The sequence below is a fragment of the Microbacterium sp. SORGH_AS_0888 genome, from assembly GCF_030818905.1.
Taxonomy (GTDB): domain Bacteria; phylum Actinomycetota; class Actinomycetes; order Actinomycetales; family Microbacteriaceae; genus Microbacterium.
The window spans coordinates 1,873,269-1,892,159 of record NZ_JAUTAZ010000001.1 but is presented as its reverse complement, the minus strand read 5'-3'; the positions used below and the strand labels follow the sequence as shown (position 1 = coordinate 1,892,159).

The window sequence follows — 18,891 nt, the reverse complement described above, 5'->3', positions numbered from 1 at the left end:
GCGAGGCTCCTGGGATCGGGGGTCAGCGGGTGCACGGCGAGGAGCCGCCGGGGCGGGGGCACAGCACGGCGCCGCAGGCGAGCGGCTGCACGAGCTCCCGGTACTGGTCGAGGTAGCCGCCGCCGGTGTCGAGGTCGGCTGCGGGAGTGAAGCGGTCGCGCCGGGCGAGCTCGTCGACATCCACGAGCAGGTCGACGCGCCCCTCGCCGAGATCGATCTCGATGAGGTCGTCGTCCTGCACGCGCCCGAGCGGCCCGTCGGCGGCGGCCTCGGGCGAGACCTCGCCGACGGAGACGCCCTGGTTCACGAGACCCGAGAACTGGCCGTCGGTCACGAGGGCGACGCGGTCGGCGAGCCCCTTGGCGTGCAGCGCGAAGATGAACGCGGAGGTGAGGCCGAGCCCTGGGCCGCCGGATACCCCGATGCCGCGGATGACGGCCACGTCGCCCTCGCGCAGGCGCCCGGACGCGATCGCGCCGATCGCCTCCTCGCGCGTTCCGAACACGCGCGCCGGCCCGCGGAAGACGCGGGGGCCGGGGTCGGGGACGGGGCGCTTGGCGACCGCGCCGCCCGGGGCCAGCGTTCCGCGCAGCACCGTGATGGCGGGGTCGGTGCCGAAGGGGGCGGCCAGCGTGCGGATGGCCACGCCGTCGGCGGGCCGTGCCCGGGCGAGCTCCTCGGCGAGGGTGCGTCCGGTGATCGTCAGCCGGTCGCCGTCGAGCAGCGGCAGGAGCTCGCGCAGCACGGTCGCGGCGCCCCCGGCGTCCTCGACCTCCTCGACGAGGAACGGCCCGTTGGGGCGGACCGCGCACAGCAGCGGGGTCTCGCGCCCGAGGGCGCGGTAGGTCTCCCACACGTCGATGTCCACGCCCGCCTCGACCGCGATCGCCTGCAGGTGCTTGATCGTGTTCATCGACCCGCCCATGGCGAGCATGATGCGCGCGGCGTCGCGGATGGAACCGGCCGTGATGATCCGACGGGGACGGATGTCCCGCCGCAACGCCTCGACGAGGGCGGCGGCCGAGCGGCGCACCGTGTCCCACATCCGCTCGCTGTTCGCACGGACGGGCGCGGCGCCGGGCACGGTCATGCCGAGCGCCTGCGCCGTGACGTGCATGGAGTTCGCCGTCGCGAAGCCGGCGCAGACGCCGGGGCCGAGGATCGCGTCGTCGGCGAGCTCCTCCAGGTCAGGGGTCGGCTCCCCGGTGACGGCGGCCTTCGCGGCCCGGAGGAAGACCTCCTCCACGTCGGCCTCGCGCCCTTCCGCGAGCCCGCTGTGCTGGTAGCCGCACGGGACGATGACGGTCGGGATGTCCATGCGGACGGCGGCCATGAGGTGCGCGGGCGTCGTCTTGTCGCACGAGCTCAGGCAGATCATGGCGTCCAGCCGTGCGCCCTCCACGGCCACCTCGATGTCGTTGACGATCAGGTCGCGGCTGGGGAGGATGTAGCGTCCGGCCCGGCCGGCGCTCGTGATGAAGTCGCTCGGGGCGGCCGTGCGGATCTCGAAGGGCAGCGCGCCGAGTGCTCGCAGCTCCCCCTTCAGCACCGGCACGATGTCGTCGAGGTGCGCGTAGCAGGCGGCGAGGTCGGAGGACGTGTTGACGATCGCGACCTTGGGCTTGTCGAGGTCGGAGGCGGGGATGCCGAGGGCGCGCCACTGCGCGCGGCGGGCGACGCCGAGGGCCGACGATCGCGAGAAGTTGCTGCGCAGCTCGGGCATCGTCTCGGTCATCTCATCGTCCTCGCCATCGAGTCTGTACGTATAGCGGTCAGTAGCGTCGCTATACGTACAAGCATGCCAGGTTGCCTGATACTCTGCCACCGTGCTGAAGACAACGGAGATTCAGGACCGCTTCTTCATCGGCGGGCAATGGCAGCGGTCGGCGGGCGCCGCTCGCGCGTCGGTCGAGAACCCCTTCGACCTCTCGACGGTCGGCGAGGCGCCCATCGCGGGACCGGCTGAGGTCGACGACGCGGTGCGCGCCGCCCGGACCGCGTTCGACCGGGGACCCTGGCCCCGCATGACCGGGCCGGAACGGGCCGAGTGGATGCTGCGGCTCGCCGATGCGCTCGAAGCCCGCGGTGACGAGACCGCCCGCCTCATCACGGACGAGATCGGGCAGCCCCTGGGGCTCGCCCGGGGGATGGGGGTTGTCCGCCCGGGTCAGCACCTCCGCTTCTACGCGGGTCTCGCCCGCGAGCTCGTGGTCGAGACGACGCGGCCGAACGGCGACCGGGGCGGGGCGTCGTACCTCCGGCGCACGCCCGTCGGGGTCGCCGCGCTCATCGTGCCGTGGAACCACCCGCAGGCCTCGGTCACGATGAAGATGGCGCCCGCGCTGGCGGTGGGCTGCACGGTCGTCATCAAGCCCGCATCCGAGTCCCCCCTCGACATCGCGCACCTCGCCGAGGCGTGCCGGGAGATCGGGTTCCCCGAGGGCGTGATCAACATCGTCACGGGCGATCGGGAGACCGGGCGCCTGCTCGTCGAGCATCCGGGGGTCGACAAGGTCGCCTTCACCGGCTCGACCGCCGCCGGGCGCCAGATCGCCGAGACGTGCGGGCGCCGGCTCATCCCCGTGACCCTGGAGCTCGGAGGCAAGTCGGCCGCCGTCGTCCTGCCCGGCACCGACCTCGACGCCCTGCTGGCGGGGCTCCGCGTGGCGAGCTTCGCCAACAGCGGGCAGAACTGCGTGGCACTGGCCCGCATCCTCGTCCCCGCCGACCGCCACGACGAGATCCTCGACGGGCTCGTCGCCGTCGCCCGGGATCTGCGTGTGGGCGACCCGAAGGACGCCGCGACCGAGCTCGGCCCGCTCGTCTCCGGCAGTGCCCAGGAGCGCGTGCGCGGGATGATCCGGCGCGCGGGGGCGGAGGGCGCGCGAGTGCTCGCCGGCGACACGGCGCTGCCGGAGACCGGACGTTTCGTCGCGCCGACCGTCATCGCGGACGCCGCGATCGACAGCGAGATCGCGCAGCAGGAGGTCTTCGGCCCCGTGGTCTCGATCCACCCGTACGAGACCGTCGATGACGCCGTCGCGATGGCCAATGCCACGGTCTACGGCCTCGGCGGGGCGGTGTTCGGCGATGACGACGACGAGATCCTCCGCGTCGCCCGCCGCATCCGCACGCGGCTCGCTCGGGCTCGGCGGCTACCGCCCCGACATCAACCTGCCCTTCGGCGGGGTCAAGGCCTCCGGCCTCGGGCGCGAGCTCGGTCCCGAGGCCGTCGACAGCTACCTCACGCTCACCTCGATGTTCGTCTGAGCGTCCGCGCCACCGCACACCATCGTTCCAAAGGAGGAACAATGCCCATCGCCAGCCGTGCCGCCGTCATCCTCGAGCAGAAGGGGAGGTTCGAGGTCCTGGATGTCGAGGTCGACGACCCGCGTCAGGGCGAGATCCGCGTCAAGCTCGTGGCCGCGGGACTCTGCCACTCCGATCATCACCTCGTCACGGGCGACAGCGCCCTGCCGCACCTGCCCATGGTCGGCGGACATGAGGGCACCGGGATCGTCGAGGCCGTCGGCCCCCACACGCCGGGCTGGGAGGTCGGCGACAAGGTCGTCTTCTCCTGGATCCCGAGCTGCGGCGAGTGCCGCTGGTGCGTGTCCGGCATGACGAACCTCTGCGACCTCGGCCGCTTCCTGCTCACCGGCACGCGCTTCGACGACCCCGAGAACGGCTTCCGGTTCACGCTCGCCGACGGATCGCAGGCGGGGCAGATGTGCTGCCTGGGCACGTTCTCCGAGTACACGCTCGTCAACGTCGAGTCGGCCATCAAGCTGCCGGAGGATGCCGACCTCGACCTCCTGTGGCTGCTCGGCTGCGGCGTCGGCACCGGCTGGGGATCGGCCGTGTACGCGGCCGAGACCCAGCCCGGCGACGTCGTGATCGTCATGGGCATCGGCGGCATCGGCATCAACGCCGTGCAGGGCGCGGCGAGCGTGGGTGCGAGCGCCGTCATCGCGGTCGATCCGGTCGCGTTCAAGCGCGAGACGGCGCTCACGCTCGGCGCGACGCACGCGTTCGCCACGATGGACGAAGCCGCGGAGTTCGCCCGCAGCATCACCGACTGGCAGGGCGCCGATCGCGCGATCGTCACGGTGGGTGTGCTGAAGGGCGAGCACGTCAAGCAGGCCGTCGAGGCGATCCGCAAGGGCGGAGTGACGGTCGTCACCTCGATCGCGGCGGATGCCGAGGAGGGCATCCCCGTCTCCCCGCTGGAGCTGACCCGCTACCAGAAGCGGATCCAGGGGACGATCTACGGGCACGCGAACCCGCGCGCCGACATCCCGCGTCAGATGCGGCTGTACGAGGCCGGCCGGCTCAAGCTGAAGGAGCTGATCACGGCGACCTACACGCTCGACGAGATCAATCAGGGCTACGACGACCTGATCGACGGGAAGAACATCCGCGGTCGCATCCGGTTCTGAGGCCGGGGGCGTCCGCGTCCCCGGCTCGGGCCGGGCTCACCGGTTGCGGAAGGGGCGCGGGTTGGCGTCCCGGTACGCGCGGGCGAGCTCGGCCGCGCCGGCGCGCAGGCGCGGCACGACGACCTCGCGCAGCGAGCGCTCGTCCTCGCGGACCGTCGTCGAGCTCACCCCGAGCGCGCCGATCGCGGTGCCCTCGACCGAGATCGGCACCGCCGCGGCGAGCATCCCGGGGTTGTACTCCTCGATCGAGACGTCGTAGCCGCTCTCCCGCGCCTCGGCGACCTGTGCGAGCAGCTCCTCCAGCCGTGCGGCGGTGCGCGGGGTGAAGCGCTCGAGCGGCACGCCGCGGTACAGCTCGGCGATCTCGGCATCCGTCTTCTCGGCCAGCAGCACGCGGCCGAGCGATGTCGCATGGGCGGGGAGCCGTGCTCCGATGCGCAGGGTGTGGCCGAGCGGCCGGCCGTCGTCGACGCGTGCGACGTGGACGATGTCGGTGCCCTCGAGGACGCCGACGCTCGTGGACTCGTGCAGCTCGGCGACGATGTCGAGCAGGATCGGATGCGCCAGCTCGGGCAGCGACGAGGCGGCGAAGTAGCCGGAGCCGAGCTCGAGGATCCGCGCCGTGAGGCTCCACTGCCCCCGTTCCGACCGGACGTAGCCGAGGTGCTCGAACGTGAGCAGGATGCGGCGCACGACCGGCCGAGGCAGCCCGGTGCGGGCCGCGATCTCGCTCGCCCCGAGCCGGCGCTCGGGCCCGTCGAACACGCGCAGCACGGCCATGCCGCGTTCGATGCTCTGAACGCGGTCGCGGGACCGATCGGCCGTGACCATGTGTCCTCCCCACCCGTGGTGCCCGCTCATCCTAGAACGCCGCTCGTCCTCGCCGACGGACTTTATTTCAGGAAAACTGATATGTTGGCGATGTCGTGGAGCAACGGAGCGAGACGAGGTCGACAATGCCCCTGGACTATCCCGGAGATCTGCTCGGCTTCGCCGACGGGCTCACGGCGGCCGAGCGCGCGAAGCTCCTCGAGCTGCGGACGCACCTGCGGGAGCACGTCCGACCGCTTCTGGTGGACGCCTGGGAGCGGGGGGACTGCCCCGCCGGGATCCGCGGTCCGCTCGCGCAGCTGCGGCTCGAGGACGACCCCGTGCTGCTCGGCGACGACGGGGCGCCGAGCGCGCTGTACCAGGGGTTCAAGACGGTCGAGCTCTCTCGGCTCGACCTGGGCGTGTCGATCATCTACGGCGGCCAGGTCGGCATGTTCCGCACGCTCGTGCGGGAGGGCGGCAGCCCGGAGCAGGTCGTGGCATGGGATGCCGACATCCTCTCCTTCCGCAAGACCGGCTGCTTCGCGCTCAACGAGCCCGATCACGGCTCGGACATCGCCGGCGGCCTCGCCACGACCGCGCGACGCGAGGGCGACGACTGGGTGCTCGACGGGCGCAAGCGCTGGATCGGCAACGCCACGATCTCGGACGAGCTCTGCGTCATCGCACGCGAGGAGGGCGGCGGTCGGGTGCTGGCCTTCCTCGTGCCCTCGTCCGCGCCCGGGGTCACGCGCTCGGTCATCGAGCACAAGGGGGCGCTGCGCCACGTGCACAACGCCGACATCGAGCTCGTGGGGGTTCGGGTGGGCGAGCATGCGCGACTGCCGCGCATCGAGTCCTTCCGAGACATCAATCGTGCCTTCCGTGTGCTGCGCCCCGCGATCGCCTGGAACTCGGTGGGCATGCAGCTCGGTGCCTACGACGCGGCCGTGGCGTATGCGCTGCGTCGTGAGCAGTTCGGGGCGCCCATCGCGGGCTATCAGCTCATCCAGGAGAAGCTCGTGCAGATCGTCGCGAACATCGCGCAGACGCTCGCCCTCGCGGTGCGCACGACGACGCATCCCCTCGCGGACGATGTCACGCCCAGCCTCATCAAGCTCGTCGCCGCCGACCGGCTCCGCGAGTCCGCCGCGCTCGCGCGCGAGATCCTGGGGGGCAACGGCCTGCTCCTCGAGAACGACGTGGTGCGTTTCCTCGCGGATGCCGAGGCCATGTACACGTTCGAGGGGACGCGTGAGATGAACGTCCTGATCCTCGGCCGCGCGCTGACCGGGCTGAGCGCGTTCACGCGCGGGTGAACCCGTGGGTGAGTTTCAGTTGACCTGGCATTGAAGATAGGGTTCACTATTAAACCGGACCATGGGAACGGGTCCGCCGCACGCCCTCACCGTCGAGGGTGACGTCACAGGTCGAGGAGGACCGGCGACATGAGCAGCAGCACAGCACAGCTGGCCGACGCGTTGAGCGTCACGGGGCTCAGCGTGCGCTACGGCAAGTCCGTGGCCGCGCTGAAGGACGTCTCGCTGACGGTCGCCGACGGCGAGGTCGTGGCCCTCATGGGGCTCAACGGGGCCGGCAAGTCGACCCTCGCGCGCGCGGTCACCGGCCTCCTCCCCGCACAGGGCGGCACCGTCTTCGCCGGCACGATCGAGTGCTTCGGCCGGCCCATCACGCGCCGCTCCGCGCGTCACATCGTGCGCCACGGCGTCGCGCAGTCGATGGAGGGGCGCCGGATCTTCGGGGCGCTCACGGTCGAGGAGAACATCGACCTCGGCGGCTCGACCGTTCCGATGGCCGAGCTCCGCGAGAACCGGCAGCGACTGTACGAGCTCTTCCCACGCCTGGCGGAGCGGCGCACGCAGGCCGCGGGCCTGCTCTCGGGCGGCGAGCAGCAGATGCTCGCGCTCGCGCGCGGTCTCATGTCCTCGCCCCGGCTGTTCGTCATGGACGAGCCCACGCTCGGCCTCTCGCCCAAGCTCGTGGTCTACGTGCGCGACACGATCCGGGCGATCCAGGCCGCGGGCACGAGCGTGCTCCTGATCGAGCAGAACGCCACGATGGCCCTCTCTGTCGCCGACCGCGGCTACGTCATCGAGCACGGGCGCATCGTGCACGAGGACACGGCGGCCGATCTGCGGGAGGACGGACAGCTCCAGCGCCTGCTGCTCGGGCTCGGGACGGAGGGCGCGGCATGACCGGCGACACGCTGCTCGAGGTCCAGGACGTGGAGCTCGCCATCGGGGGGCTCCAGATCCTGCGCGGCGTCTCCTTCGCGGTCCGACGGGACGAGTTCTTCACCGTGATCGGCCCCAACGGCGCGGGCAAGACGTCGCTGCTGAACGTGCTGAGCCGGATCTACCGCCCGACCCGCGGCTCCGTGCGCTTCGGCGACGTGGACCTGCTCGCGCAGCATCGCACGGCCCTCTCCGGGCTCGGGATCGCCCGCACCTTCCAGAACCTCGCGCTCTTCGACGACATGGACGTCATGGACAACGTCGTGCTCGGACGCCACCGGCTCATGCGCTCGGGCGTGGCGACCGGTGCCGTCTGGTTCGGTCGGGCCCGGCGCGAGGAGCGCCTCGCCCGCCAGGCCTGTGAGCCGCTCATCGACCTGCTGGGGCTGGGCGACCACCTCACGCGGCCCGTGCGCGACCTCCCCTACGGGATCAAGAAGCGCATCGAGCTGGCCCGTGCGCTCGCCGTCGATCCGACGCTGCTGCTGCTGGACGAGCCCGCCGCGGGCATGAACGACGAGGAGACCGACGAGCTGGCGGAGTGGATCCTCGTCGCCAAGCGCGAGCTCGGGCTCACGGTCGTCATGATCGAGCACGACATGGGCATGGTGACCCGGCTCGGCGACCGCTCCCTCGTCCTCGACTTCGGCACCGTCATCACGGTGGAGGCGCCCTCCGTCGCGATCGCCGACCCGCGCGTCATCAGCGCGTACCTGGGCGACGACTCCGACGAGCCCGAGGATCCGACGGAGACCGGGAACATCGCCCTGCGGATCCCCAGACACAGCCGTCGACGGAAGGGAGGCGTCCGATGACCGACGCACTGCAGACCCTGGTCTCCGGCGCGGCGCTCGGATGCCTCTACGCCGTGCTCGCGCTGGGCTTCGTCGTCGTGGCCCGCGCCAGCGGCATCCTCAACCTCGCCCAGGGGTCCTTCGTGGTGCTGGGCGCCTATCTCGCCTACGCGTTCATCCACCAGGCCGGGATGAGCTTCTGGGTCGGGGTCGTGCTGGCGATGGTCTGCGTCGCCCTGTTCGCCGTGCTGCTCGAGGCGTTCGTGGTGCACCGCGTGACCGACCACTTCGCCGCCCTGCTGGTCACCTTCGGCATCACGATCGCCGTCGGCCCCCCTCGTGACCGCCATCTGGCCCGGCGACTCGCTCAACCTCGACGACCCGTGGGCGTTGGAGGTCATCCGCGTCGGCGGCATCGGCATCACGGCCCGCGACGCGACCCTCATCCCGATCACCGCGGTCCTGCTGCTCCTGTTCTTCGTCTTCTTCCGCTTCACCCGTGTGGGCCTGAGCCTTCGGGCGACGGCGATCGACAGCGAGGCGGCCATGGCCCAGGGCATCAGCACGCGGTTCGTGTTCGGCGTCTCCTGGGCGATCGCAGGCGCCCTCGGCGCCTTCGGCGGCGTCGTGCTCTCCACGACCGTGGGCGGCGGCGTCCGGCCCGGTCTCGAGGTGTACGCCTTCCTCGCCCTCCCCGTCATCATCCTCGGGGGACTCGAGTCGCCGCTGGGCGCGGTCGTGGGCGGTCTCGTCATCGGCATCGTGCAGCAGTTCGCGGTGACGCTCGTCCCCGCCGAGTGGGGCTCGGGCTTCGCCGAGGTCGTCCCGTACCTCGTGATGCTCGTGATCCTGCTCATCCGCCCTGCCGGGCTCTTCGGACGCAAGGAGATTCGACGCGCATGACCGCCACGACCTCGTCGCCCACGCTGGCTCGCCACGACCGCGCCCGGGCGCCGCGCCTCTTCGACACCGTGACCAAGAAGATCCTCGCGATCCTCTTCCTCGTCGCGATCTTCACCATCCCCCTCAGCACGGCCGACTCCTACGTGCTCACGGTCCTCGCGACGGCCGCGACCGCGGCGATCGCCGCGACCGGGCTGAACCTCCTCACCGGCTACGCCGGGCAGATCTCGCTCGGCCACGCCTTCTTCGTCGGAGCGGGCGCGTTCAGCGCTCAGGTGCTGGGCGGCCTGTGGGGGCTGCCGCTGCTCGTCTGGCTGCCGCTCTCGGCGCTGTTCGCCGGCGCCCTCGGCCTCGTCGTCGCCCCGTTCGCCCTCCGGCTGCGCGGGCCCTACCTCGCGATCGTCTCCCTCGGACTCGTGTACATCGGCATCTATGCGGCACGAAACCTCACCCCGCTGACCGGCGGGCTCAACGGCACGGCGGTCACGGCGAAGGTCGCGATCGGCCCGCTCGACTTCGCCAAGCTCCGCATCGGGCCCTACATCTTCACGCGGGAGCAGGGGATGTTCCTTCTGTGCTGGCTCGTGCTCGCGCTCGTGCTGGTGCTCACCGCCAACATCGTGCGGTCCCGTTCGGGACGCGCCATGCAGGCCATCCGCGACCACGATCTCGCCGCCGAGGTGCTCGGCGTGAGGCGGCTTCCGACGATGATGAACGCCTTCGTCGTCTCCTCCATGCTGGGCGGTCTCGGCGGCGGGCTCCTCGGCGTCCTCCTCCAGTACATCCGACCGGAGAACTTCGGGCTCGACCTGTCGATCCAGTACGTCGCGATCATCGTCATCGGAGGGCTCGCGAGCATCTGGGGTCCTGTGCTGGGCGCGCTGTTCATCGGCCTCGTGCCGGTTGCGGCGATCTGGCTCGCCGGCTTCCTGCCCTTCATCTCCCGTCCTGGTCACGAGGGCGGCCTGAGCGTCTCCGGCTTCGGGCTGGTGGTCTACGGCATCCTCATCGTCGTCTTCCTCCTCTTCCGCCGCGGCGGCCTCATCTCCTTCTTCCGCATCCGCCGCCGCCCCCGGGGGCCGGCCCAGACTCCCGCCGCGGCTGCCGCGACGGAGACGCCCTCCGCACCGGGGGCGGCCCACACATGAGAGGACAGCCAGTGAACACACGCATCATCGGCACGGTCGGGATGGCGGCCGCAGCGCTGCTGCTGACATCCTGCGCCGTGCAGACGGCGCCCGACGGCTCCGCGTCCGGATCGGCGGCGGCGCTCGCCTCTGTCCCCGGCTTCGACCTGTCGGACGGCACGATCCACGTCGGTCAGATGACCGCGCTCTCCGGCCCGCTCGCGCCGTCGTCGAACGAGCAGGTCGCCGGACAGCAGGCGTACTGGGACTACGTCAACGCCACGGGCGGCATCGCCGGGAAGTACCCCGTCAAGGTCGTCACCGCCGACAACCAGTACAACCCGCAGCTCGCGGTCCAGGAGTACCAGCGCATCAAGGGCGACGTGGTCATGCTCAGCGGTGTGCTCGGCGACGCCTCCACCGAGGCGCTCATCCCGCTCCTCCAGCAGAACGAAGCCGTCGCGCTCCCCTCGACCCAGAGCTCGCGCTTCACACAGAACGCGAACCTCGGCATGACGTTCACCTCGTACCAGTCGAACGTCTGGAACGCGCTGTCCTACATGTTCGAGAAGGGGCAGATCACCCGGAGCTCCGTCGTGTGCTCGATGATCCAGGCCGACCAGTCGGGCGAGGCGCGGCAGACCGCGTTGGAGTACGCGGCCAAGCAGCTCGGCTTCACGCTCGGCCCGAAGACCGAGTTCGCGCCCACCGACACGGCCTTCACCGCGCAGGTGCAGACGCTGAAGAACGCGAACTGCGCCGCCGTCGTGTTCGGCGGGGCGACGAACAACGTGCCGAACCTCGTCGCTGCGGCGACGCAGCTCGACTACGCGCCGATCTGGGAGGCCGAGTTCTTCGCGATCGCGCAGTCGTTCAAGGACACCGACATCGCCGGATACCTGAAGGACCATTTCGTCATCACGGGCCTCGGCGGCAACCTCGACGACACCTCGATCGAGGGGATGGCCCTGTTGAACACGCAGCTCGGCAAGACCCCCACGATGCAGAACGTCTACGGGTTCATGCAGGCCATGACCGCTGCGACGATCCTCGAGAAGGCGGTCTCGCTCGGCGACCTGTCCGGCACCGGCATCATGGCGGCCATGACCGCACTCGACAAGGTGAGCTACATGGGCCTGAACGGCGACATGACCTATGGTCCGGTCGACGAGCGGATGCAGCCGGACACCTCGGCGATCTTCAGCTACGACCCGGCCGCGCCGGGGAGCCTGAAGGACCTCGCGACGATGTACGTCGCGCCCGGAGGCCGGGGCCCCGGCTTCTGAGCCTCCCCGCCGCCGAAGGCCCCGTCCGCTCACGCGGGCGGGGCCTTCCCCTCGCCCCGCCGATGGACCCATGTCCCAGTTTGTGCCGCTTGAGGGGCGCGCGAGCGGTCAGAACTGGGACATGCTGCTCGGCGGACCCGCGCACGACGGCGTCGCGCAACGGCGTCCGTCAGTGCTGCTCGGAGGGGGGAGCCACAGGGTCATGCGCAGCTCCTCGTCCGGGATGCGGAGCACCTCGTAGCGGCGGGCGACGGTGCCGTCCGCCGCGGTCCGGATGTGCGTGGCCGAGGCGCGGCGACGCTCGACGAGGTGATCGCTCCACCACTCGGCGAACAGCGGGCTGCGGGCACCGAGCTCGGCCACGAGCGCCTCGAGCGACGGATCGTGGAGGTCGTCCGCGTTCGCCGCCCGCAGCTGCGCGACCGCTCCCCGCGCCAGCTCCTCCCACTCGACGAACACCTCGCGGGCGCGCGGGTCGGTCAGCAGGTAGCGGCACGTGTTGCGCTCGCCGGGCGGCAGCGCCGCGAAGCCCGCGTAGAGGGCCAGGCCCTCGGGGTTCACGGCGACCATCGTGCTCAGCCGGTCGAGCACATAGGCGGGATTCGGGCGCACCGCGTCCACGAGCGCCGCCATCCGCTCGACGAGGGTGTCATCGGGGGATGGAGCGGGTCGCGACATCGCCGTCCCGCGCAGCCGGAACAGGTGCTCACGAGCGTCGGGAGCCAGCCGCAGCGTGCGCGCGAGGGCATCCAGCACCGCGTCGCTCGGATGCGTCTCGCGTCCCTGCTCGAGCCGGGTGTAGTAGTCCACGCTGATGCCGGCCGCTGTCGCCACCTCCTCGCGGCGCAGACCCCGGATGCGGCGGCGGGCGACTCCGCTCTCGGGCGAGAGCGCGGCATCCGTGCGCCGTGCGCGGAGGAAGTCTCCGAGCTCGTGCGCCATGGGCGGCCTCCTCAGCGCTGATCGGGTGGGTGTGCGGCTCCTAGGAAGACTACGGTCTTCTGCGCCGGTGCTTCCGCTCCCAGACTGGGAGCGAACCGTCACCACCCGGAGGAACCCCATGGCGTCCTACACCCACGGCCATCACGAGTCCGTCCTGCGCTCGCACCGCTCGCGCACCGCCGAGAACTCCGCCGCCTACCTGCTCCCGCACCTGCGTGCGACGGACCGGCTCCTCGACGTCGGCGCGGGCCCCGGCACGATCACGGTCGACTTCGCCGGACTCGTGGCCGAGGTGACCGCGACCGAGGTCGGCGAGGACGAGCTGCAGCTGTCCCGTGCCGCCGCGGCCGAGCGCGGGGTGTCGAACATCGACTTCCGGGTCGCCGACATCCACGCCCTGCCGTTCGACGACGACACGTTCGACGTCGTGCATGCGCACCAGGTGCTGCAGCACGTCGCGGACCCGGTGCGGGCGCTGCGCGAGCTGGCCCGTGTCACGGCCCCCGGCGGCATCGTTGCCGTGCGCGACAGCGACTACGGCGCGTTCGCCTGGTGGCCGCTGCTGCCCGAGCTCGACACCTGGATCGACCTGTACCGCACGGCGGCGCGAGCCAACGGCGGCGAGCCCGACGCGGGCCGCCGACTGCTGTCGTGGGCGCATGCGGCGGGGCTGAGGGATGTCGTCGCCACCTCGAGCACCTGGTGCTACGCGACCGAGGACACCCGAGCGTGGTGGGGCGGGATGTGGGCCGACCGCATCGTCGACTCCGCGATCGCACGGCAGCTGGTCGACACCGGTCTCGCGACCCCGGCCGAGCTCGACGCGGTCTCCGCGGGCTGGCGCACCTGGGCGGCGGACGACGACGCGTGGTTCACGCTCCTGCACGGTGAGCTGATCTGTCGCGTGCCGTAGGGAGGTGGCGCGAGCGGCTACGCCGCCGACCGTGGGGTTCTCGCCGCTCGGACTCGCGTCGCGGGTCGCGTGCTTCGCGCGCTCGTCCTGGCTCGAGAACACGCGGGGATCGCCCTCGTGCCGGCGCCGCTCGCGGCCGGGCGCCTCCCTTCGGCGCTCCTGATCGTCCGGGATCCCGGCCACCGACCATGACGCCCGGCTCCGTCGTCCTCTCGTGGTCGTCCTCTCGTGGATCCCCGTGGGCGCGGGCGGCCGGGTCGTGGTGTCGCCAGGAACGGCTAGAGGGCTGCGAGCGCCGGGACCACGTCGCGGACGATCTCCTCCGCCGTCTCGCGCTGCGTCTGCGGCCGCACGCCGAACACCGCGAGCTGCACGCCGGCGTCCCCGAGCCGCTGCATCGTCGGCAGGAAGTCCGGTGCGCTCCGGTCGAGCCCGTTCGCCATGACCTGCTTCTCGATCGCGTCGTAGTCCGTCCCGACGTCGTCGCAGTGCCGCCGCAGGACCTCGAGCAGATGCACGACCTGGTCGGGATCGGAGGTGGTGAGGTTCACGATCTGCGCATACTGGGCCGCGAGTCGCAGCGTCTTCTTCTCCCCTTTGCCGCCGATCATGATCGGCGGATGCGGGCGGCTGGTCGCCGGCGGGCTGTTGAGCGTCTCGGCGAGCCGGTAGTGCGCGCCCTCGTAGGCGCCGTCGTTCGTGCTCCACATCTGCAGTGCGATCTGCAGTGCCTCCTCGAGACGTTCGAAGCGTTCCTTCAGCGCGGGGTAGGGGACGCCGAGGGCGTGGTGCTCGCGCTCGTACCAGGCGGCGCCGATGCCGAGCACGGCACGGCCGCGGCTCAGGACGTCGAGAGTGGTGACGGTCTTCGCGAGCAGGCCCGGATGCCGGTAGGTGACGCCGGTCACCAGCGGCGCGAGGCGGATGCGGGAGGTGACCGAGGCGAGGAAGCCGAGGGTCGTGTACGCCTCGAGCATGGGCTCTGCGGGGTCGCCCATCGCCTCCATCTGGAACCAGTGGTCCATGACCGTCAGCTGGTCGATGCCGCCGTCCTCGGCGATGCGGGCGCTCTCTTCGAGCACGGTGGGGATCGCGGCACCGTCGGCGACCGTGTAGTTCCAGATATGAAGACCTGTGCGCATGGGCTCACCCTAGCCCTCCCCGGAGGCCCCGCGGGCCGGGATTCGCGGATGGGTGAGGCGTCGACGCGGTCCGGTCCGCGCCCGACTCGATGTCGGTGTTGTGTTCTACGATGTGTGCATGTCGATCGGGCTTTATATAGAACGCATGGACGATGCCGTCGATGTGCAGGATGTCGACGCGTGTCCGGTCGATGCGGTCGACCCGGTGGCGTTCCTCGAGCGGTTCGACGGCGAGCCCTCCGACGACGAGCTCTTCGGCGGCGCATGCGTCGATGACGTGTTGCCCGCCGACTGGGATGCGGGGCCCGACGCGCTGGGAGAGGTCCTCGAGGCCGAGACGATGATGGCGGTGTTCGCGGCGCAGCGTCTGCTCCGCGTCGAGCGGATGCACCGCGAGGCGCTGCGCGGGGTCCCGGCGCGCTACGGGGCGGTCTCCGAGATCGCGGAGCGTTCCGTGCGGCTCGAGCTCGCGGCCGCGCTGCGGATGACCGAGACCGCCGCGGCCGCGCTGATCCGGGTCGCGTGCGCGGTCGTGGAGCGGTACCCGGCGGTGTGGGCGTCGCTGGCGGGCGCCCGCACGACCGAACGGCACGTGCAGGCGCTGGTCGACGTCGTCGACGACGTGCCCGAGGAACGCCGCGAGGAGGTCGCCGAGAAAGCCGTGCGTTGGGCGGAAGAGCTGCCCTACGGCACGTTCCGGCGCCGGCTGAACGCCCTCGCCGAGACCGTCAAGGCCCAGACCCTCCTCGAACGCTACCGTGAGGCCGCGACCCGCAGACGGGTGTTCGTCGAACCCGCTGAAGACGGCATGGCGCTCATCGGTGCGCTGGTCCCCGCGGTCGAGGCGCACGCCATCCACGGGCGGGTCACCGCCATCGCGAAACGCCTCACCGCAGCCGAAGAGGAGACCCGCACCCTCGACCAGACCCGCGCCGACGTGTTCTGCGACCTCCTCATGGACGGTGCGACCGGTCACCTCACGCCGGCCGAGAGCGGCATCCGCCCCACCGTGATGGTCACCGTCCCCGCCCTCGCCCTCCTCCACGACACCGACGCACGAAAAGCCCCCGCGACCGTGGAAGGAATAGGCCCCATCCCGATCGACCGGGCACGAGAGCTCTGCGGCGGACAGCGCGAATGGACTCGCATCCTCACCCACCCGGAGACCGGCATCGTCCTCTCCGTCGGCCGCACCCGGTACCGGCCACCCGAGCCCCTGCGCCGGCTCGTGCAATGGCGCGCCGACCGGTGCATGGCCCCCGGATGCCGCGTCCCCGCCTCCCGCTGCGAGATCGACCACACCGTGCCCTGGGCCGACGGCGGCCAGACCACACTGAACAACCACGCGCCGCTGTGCACCGGCCATCACACCCTCAAGCACCACGGCGGATGGCGCGTACGACAACACCCTGACCGACCCGGCGCGATCGAGTGGACCTCACCCACCGGCCGGACCTACACCGTCCACCCCGAACGCCACATCCCCGCCTTCACCCCCGACAGCTCACCGGAGAACCCGCAAGACGCCGACCCGCCGGAAGAGTTCCCCTTCTGAACCGCTGTGGCGACCCGCCTCACCGCGGCAGACGCAGCCACGCGCCCAGCACGCGCCGGAACGCCGCCGGCTGCTCGACCCACGGGTAGTGGCCGCAGTCGGCGAGCAGCTCGAGCTCCGCACCGAGGATCGCCCCAGCGCGCGTAGCCGACGGGCGCCTGGCGGCGCAACGCTGCCTGGAAGCCCGCCTCGGTCCCGTCGTCGTCCGCCAGCGCCGCGAACGCCTCCCGCGCCTCGGGCCCGGCGAGCGAGGCGACGATCTCCTCGGCGTCCGAGGGCGTCTCCGTGAGCCACGACGCGGGCGGCGTGATCAGCGCGAGAGACCGAACCCGTGACGGGAACCGCGCCGCCGTCGCGAGTGCGAGCCGCGTCCCCGCCGAGTGCGCGACGATGTCGGCGGCGTCGAGTCCGAGCGCGTCGATCAGTGCGACGACGTCGTCGGCATCCGTCCACCATCCGCGCGAGAGACCACCGCTTCGCGGCGTGCCGCGCGGATGCGCCACGACCAGCGCGCGTTCCTCGCCCACGCCGGCCAGGTCGCCGAGGTACGCGGGCCCCCGGCAGGGGCCTCCCGGCAGCACGATCGCGGGCTCGCCCGGCGCGGAACCGAGCATCGAGAGGGCGATCGGAAGGTCGAGGTCACGCTCCTGCATACGACGAGCGTCGCATCCCGCGGCGCTGAGACGAGAGATCGGGATCAGCGAGGCGGCCACAGCTCGGGGCGCAGGGCGCGGAACGAGCGTCGGCGCACGCACCCGAGCCACACCCCGGCGCCGTAGGCGATGTCATCGAGCCGTCGCGCGACGAGGAACCGCAGCGGATCGAGATCGCTGCGCGTGCGCCGCCGCTCGACCTCGGCGTCCACGATCGCGAGACCGGCGACGATCCAGCGGGCCCGCCGGGAGAACACGCACAGCACGGCGGCCGCCGGCCACCAGTGCCGCAGTGCGAGAGCCGACAGCTGCGCCACGGCGGAGAGCGCTCCGCTGCCGGCCAGGCGCACCGCCAGCGCGCTCCGTCCCCTCATCTCCGGCAGTCGTCCCCGCAACCGCCACGCCGCTCCGAGCGTGATCGCCGCGGCGGCCGGCAGCGACCACCGGCGTCCGGCGCAGAGCGCGATGAGCATGCCGATCGACCACGGCCGCAGGATCGCCGGCACGATCGCGCTCGGGTGGTCCGCCGCGAGGTCCGCGGCCCCCGTCCCGTAGAACAGCTTCCGTGCGAACCAGGGGGCCAGACGTGCCCGATGTGTGTGCCGCACGGCGACGCGCGGCTCGTACCGCACCCGTTGCCCCGCCTCGGCGAGCCGCCACACGAGGTCGACGTCCTCGGCGACCCGGCGCCCCGCAGTGAACCCCTCGCCGAGCGCCGAGCGCCGAGCCACCAGACACGTGCTGGACAGCCACGCCACCGGCGACCGCGGCCGGACGAGCGCCGGCCGCGCGCCGAGGTCGACCGAGGAGCGTGCGTTCTCGTACCGGGCGATCCATGAGCTGCCGCCCGCCCCCACGATCCGTGGTCCGACGAGCGCGAGCCCCGGGTCGGCGAAGTGCCGCAGCAGCCTCCCGAGCTCCTCCGCCCCGACCTCGACGTCGGAGTCCACGAACGCCACGAAGGGCGTCCTGGCGATCGCCATCCCGGCGTTGCGCGCCGACGCCGGGCCCGCGTTCCGTGCGAGCCGCAGCAGCTGGGCGCCGTGCCGTTCCGCGATGGCCGCGAGATCCGCGGCGGCCGGCTGCGGCGTCCCGTCGTCCACCACGACGACCCGGACGCCGCCCAGCCCCGCCAGCAGCCGATCGAGCGGCGCCGCCCGGCCGAACACCGGCACCACGACCGTCAGCTCGTCCAGCGACACCTCGTCGAGCTCGGCCGGGTCCGGATGCGCGAGCCCCGCCTCGAGCAGCCGCTCGACGCGACGGGCGGATGCGGCATCCTCGGCCGACAGCGTCTCGCCGACAGCCGCGCCGCCCAGTCGGACGACGCGCAGGGGCGCTCCGCCCACGAGCACGCGGCCGTCGTCGAGCCGCCACACGTCGGTCCCGACGTGAACGCGCGGAACGCTCACGCGCCCACCGTCCGCACGAGATCACGGACGAGGTCCGCGAGCAGCTCGGCGCCCTCCGCGGCGCTCGCGCCCGCCGGGTCGCCCAGGACCCCGTTCGGGCTCACCGCCCGCACCCCGCCCGCCCGCATCCGCGGCAGGAGGGCGTCGAGGGGCTCCACGGCGCCCGCTCGCGCCGCGGCGAGGTCCACCCGCGCGGGGTCGAGATGGAGCATGAGGCTCGTCTCCGCGCGATCCGCGTGCCGCCCGCCGTGCCGGCACGCGTGCCATCGCACCGGCGCGCCCTCGGCCGTGAGCTGTGCCCGCGCCCGCACGAGCGCATCGCTGTTGCCGCCGTGCGCGTTGACGAACACGATGCGGTCGGCCCACGTGCGCGCGGACCGCGCCAGCTCCACCAGCACGAGGGCGAGCGCCTCCGTCCCGATCGACACCGTGCCCGCGAAGCCTTGGTGCTCCCCGCTCGCCCCGTACTCCAGGGCGGGCGCGACCCGCACCGCGCCGCCCGCCGCCGAGGCGGCGCCCTCGCACACCGCCTGGGCGATCCGCGTGTCCACATCCAGCGGCAGGTGCGGCCCGTGCTGCTCGGTGGACCCCGTCGGCACGAGCAGGACCGTTCTCGGGCTCACCCGCGGCCACGGTGCGTCGACGAGGCGCCTCACCGCG

Annotated in this window: 16 protein-coding genes and 1 pseudogene; 10 read left to right on the top strand and 7 right to left on the bottom strand. The window is 72.0% G+C overall.

Annotated elements, in window-relative coordinates; all coding sequences use genetic code 11:
* Positions 1-22 precede the first annotated feature (22 nt).
* Positions 23-1,735, bottom strand: coding sequence for a dihydroxy-acid dehydratase (locus QE381_RS09160; protein WP_307217493.1), 1,713 nt, complete (start codon positions 1,733-1,735; stop codon positions 23-25).
* 91 nt (positions 1,736-1,826) lie between these two features.
* Here QE381_RS09160 and QE381_RS09155 point away from each other — a divergent pair, with 91 nt between their 5' ends.
* Positions 1,827-4,439 (top strand): NDMA-dependent alcohol dehydrogenase, encoded by a 2,613-nt coding sequence (locus QE381_RS09155; protein WP_307217491.1) that lies wholly within the window; start codon positions 1,827-1,829, stop codon positions 4,437-4,439.
* 36 nt (positions 4,440-4,475) lie between these two features.
* On the opposite strand, the gene QE381_RS09150 is transcribed toward QE381_RS09155, so the two are convergent.
* Positions 4,476-5,270 carry an IclR family transcriptional regulator C-terminal domain-containing protein gene (locus tag QE381_RS09150; RefSeq protein ID WP_307217488.1) on the bottom strand — a complete coding sequence of 265 codons (795 nt, stop codon included), beginning with the start codon at positions 5,268-5,270 and terminating at the stop codon, positions 4,476-4,478.
* Between the two features lie 125 nt (positions 5,271-5,395).
* Between QE381_RS09150 and QE381_RS09145 the strand changes: the two genes are divergently transcribed.
* The 7 genes and pseudogenes from QE381_RS09145 to QE381_RS09115 all read left to right on the top strand — a co-directional run bounded on the left by QE381_RS09145 (position 5,396) and on the right by QE381_RS09115 (position 11,614).
* Positions 5,396-6,568 carry an acyl-CoA dehydrogenase family protein gene (locus QE381_RS09145; RefSeq protein WP_307217486.1) on the top strand — a complete coding sequence of 391 codons (1,173 nt, stop codon included), beginning with the start codon at positions 5,396-5,398 and terminating at the stop codon, positions 6,566-6,568.
* A 129-nt stretch (positions 6,569-6,697) separates the two neighbouring features.
* A complete protein-coding gene (locus QE381_RS09140) occupies positions 6,698-7,465 on the top strand; it encodes an ABC transporter ATP-binding protein (protein WP_307217484.1) in 768 nt (255 codons plus the stop codon).
* Positions 7,462-8,319: an ABC transporter ATP-binding protein gene (locus QE381_RS09135; protein ID WP_307217482.1), complete on the top strand. Its 858-nt coding sequence runs from the start codon at positions 7,462-7,464 to the stop codon at positions 8,317-8,319. The genes QE381_RS09140 and QE381_RS09135 overlap by 4 nt, the downstream gene beginning before the upstream one ends.
* Positions 8,316-8,567 (top strand): annotated as a pseudogene (locus QE381_RS17865) (hypothetical protein); the annotation flags it as partial. The gene QE381_RS09135 and the pseudogene QE381_RS17865, both read left to right, overlap by 4 nt.
* Positions 8,568-8,637: 70 nt before the next feature.
* Positions 8,638-9,201, top strand: coding sequence for a branched-chain amino acid ABC transporter permease (locus QE381_RS09125; protein WP_307217478.1), 564 nt, complete (start codon positions 8,638-8,640; stop codon positions 9,199-9,201).
* On the top strand, positions 9,198-10,349 hold the full coding sequence (locus QE381_RS09120) for a branched-chain amino acid ABC transporter permease (RefSeq protein WP_307217476.1): 1,152 nt from the start codon (positions 9,198-9,200) through the stop codon (positions 10,347-10,349). The genes QE381_RS09125 and QE381_RS09120 overlap by 4 nt, the downstream gene beginning before the upstream one ends.
* An 11-nt stretch (positions 10,350-10,360) precedes the next feature.
* Positions 10,361-11,614, top strand: coding sequence for an ABC transporter substrate-binding protein (locus tag QE381_RS09115; RefSeq protein WP_307217474.1), 1,254 nt, complete (start codon positions 10,361-10,363; stop codon positions 11,612-11,614).
* Positions 11,615-11,722: 108 nt separating this feature from the next.
* On the opposite strand, the gene QE381_RS09110 is transcribed toward QE381_RS09115, so the two are convergent.
* The gene (locus QE381_RS09110; protein WP_307217472.1) at positions 11,723-12,556 is read right to left on the bottom strand and encodes a helix-turn-helix transcriptional regulator; all 834 of its coding nucleotides are present in this window, start codon (positions 12,554-12,556) and stop codon (positions 11,723-11,725) included.
* 118 nt (positions 12,557-12,674) lie between these two features.
* Here QE381_RS09110 and QE381_RS09105 point away from each other — a divergent pair, with 118 nt between their 5' ends.
* Positions 12,675-13,469, top strand: a complete 795-nt coding sequence (locus tag QE381_RS09105) for a class I SAM-dependent methyltransferase (protein ID WP_307217470.1) — start codon at positions 12,675-12,677, stop codon at positions 13,467-13,469.
* A 278-nt stretch (positions 13,470-13,747) separates the two neighbouring features.
* On the opposite strand, the gene QE381_RS09100 is transcribed toward QE381_RS09105, so the two are convergent.
* Positions 13,748-14,611, bottom strand: a complete 864-nt coding sequence (locus QE381_RS09100) for an LLM class F420-dependent oxidoreductase (protein ID WP_307217468.1) — start codon at positions 14,609-14,611, stop codon at positions 13,748-13,750.
* A gap of 118 nt (positions 14,612-14,729) precedes the next feature.
* Here QE381_RS09100 and QE381_RS09095 point away from each other — a divergent pair, with 118 nt between their 5' ends.
* A complete protein-coding gene (locus tag QE381_RS09095; protein WP_307217466.1) occupies positions 14,730-16,166 on the top strand; it encodes an HNH endonuclease signature motif containing protein in 1,437 nt (478 codons plus the stop codon).
* On the opposite strand, the gene QE381_RS09090 is transcribed toward QE381_RS09095, so the two are convergent.
* From QE381_RS09090 to mftE, 3 genes are read right to left on the bottom strand one after another with little or no spacing between them, the layout of a single operon-like run.
* Positions 16,067-16,819, bottom strand: coding sequence for an alpha/beta fold hydrolase (locus QE381_RS09090; protein WP_307217464.1), 753 nt, complete (start codon positions 16,817-16,819; stop codon positions 16,067-16,069). The genes QE381_RS09095 and QE381_RS09090 overlap by 100 nt on opposite strands.
* A 44-nt stretch (positions 16,820-16,863) precedes the next feature.
* Positions 16,864-18,231 carry a mycofactocin biosynthesis glycosyltransferase MftF gene (mftF, locus tag QE381_RS09085; protein WP_307217462.1) on the bottom strand — a complete coding sequence of 456 codons (1,368 nt, stop codon included), beginning with the start codon at positions 18,229-18,231 and terminating at the stop codon, positions 16,864-16,866.
* The gene (mftE, locus tag QE381_RS09080) at positions 18,228-18,887 is read right to left on the bottom strand and encodes a mycofactocin biosynthesis peptidyl-dipeptidase MftE (RefSeq protein WP_307217460.1); all 660 of its coding nucleotides are present in this window, start codon (positions 18,885-18,887) and stop codon (positions 18,228-18,230) included. Before mftE ends, mftF begins: the two co-directional genes overlap by 4 nt.
* Positions 18,888-18,891: the final 4 nt, after the last annotated feature.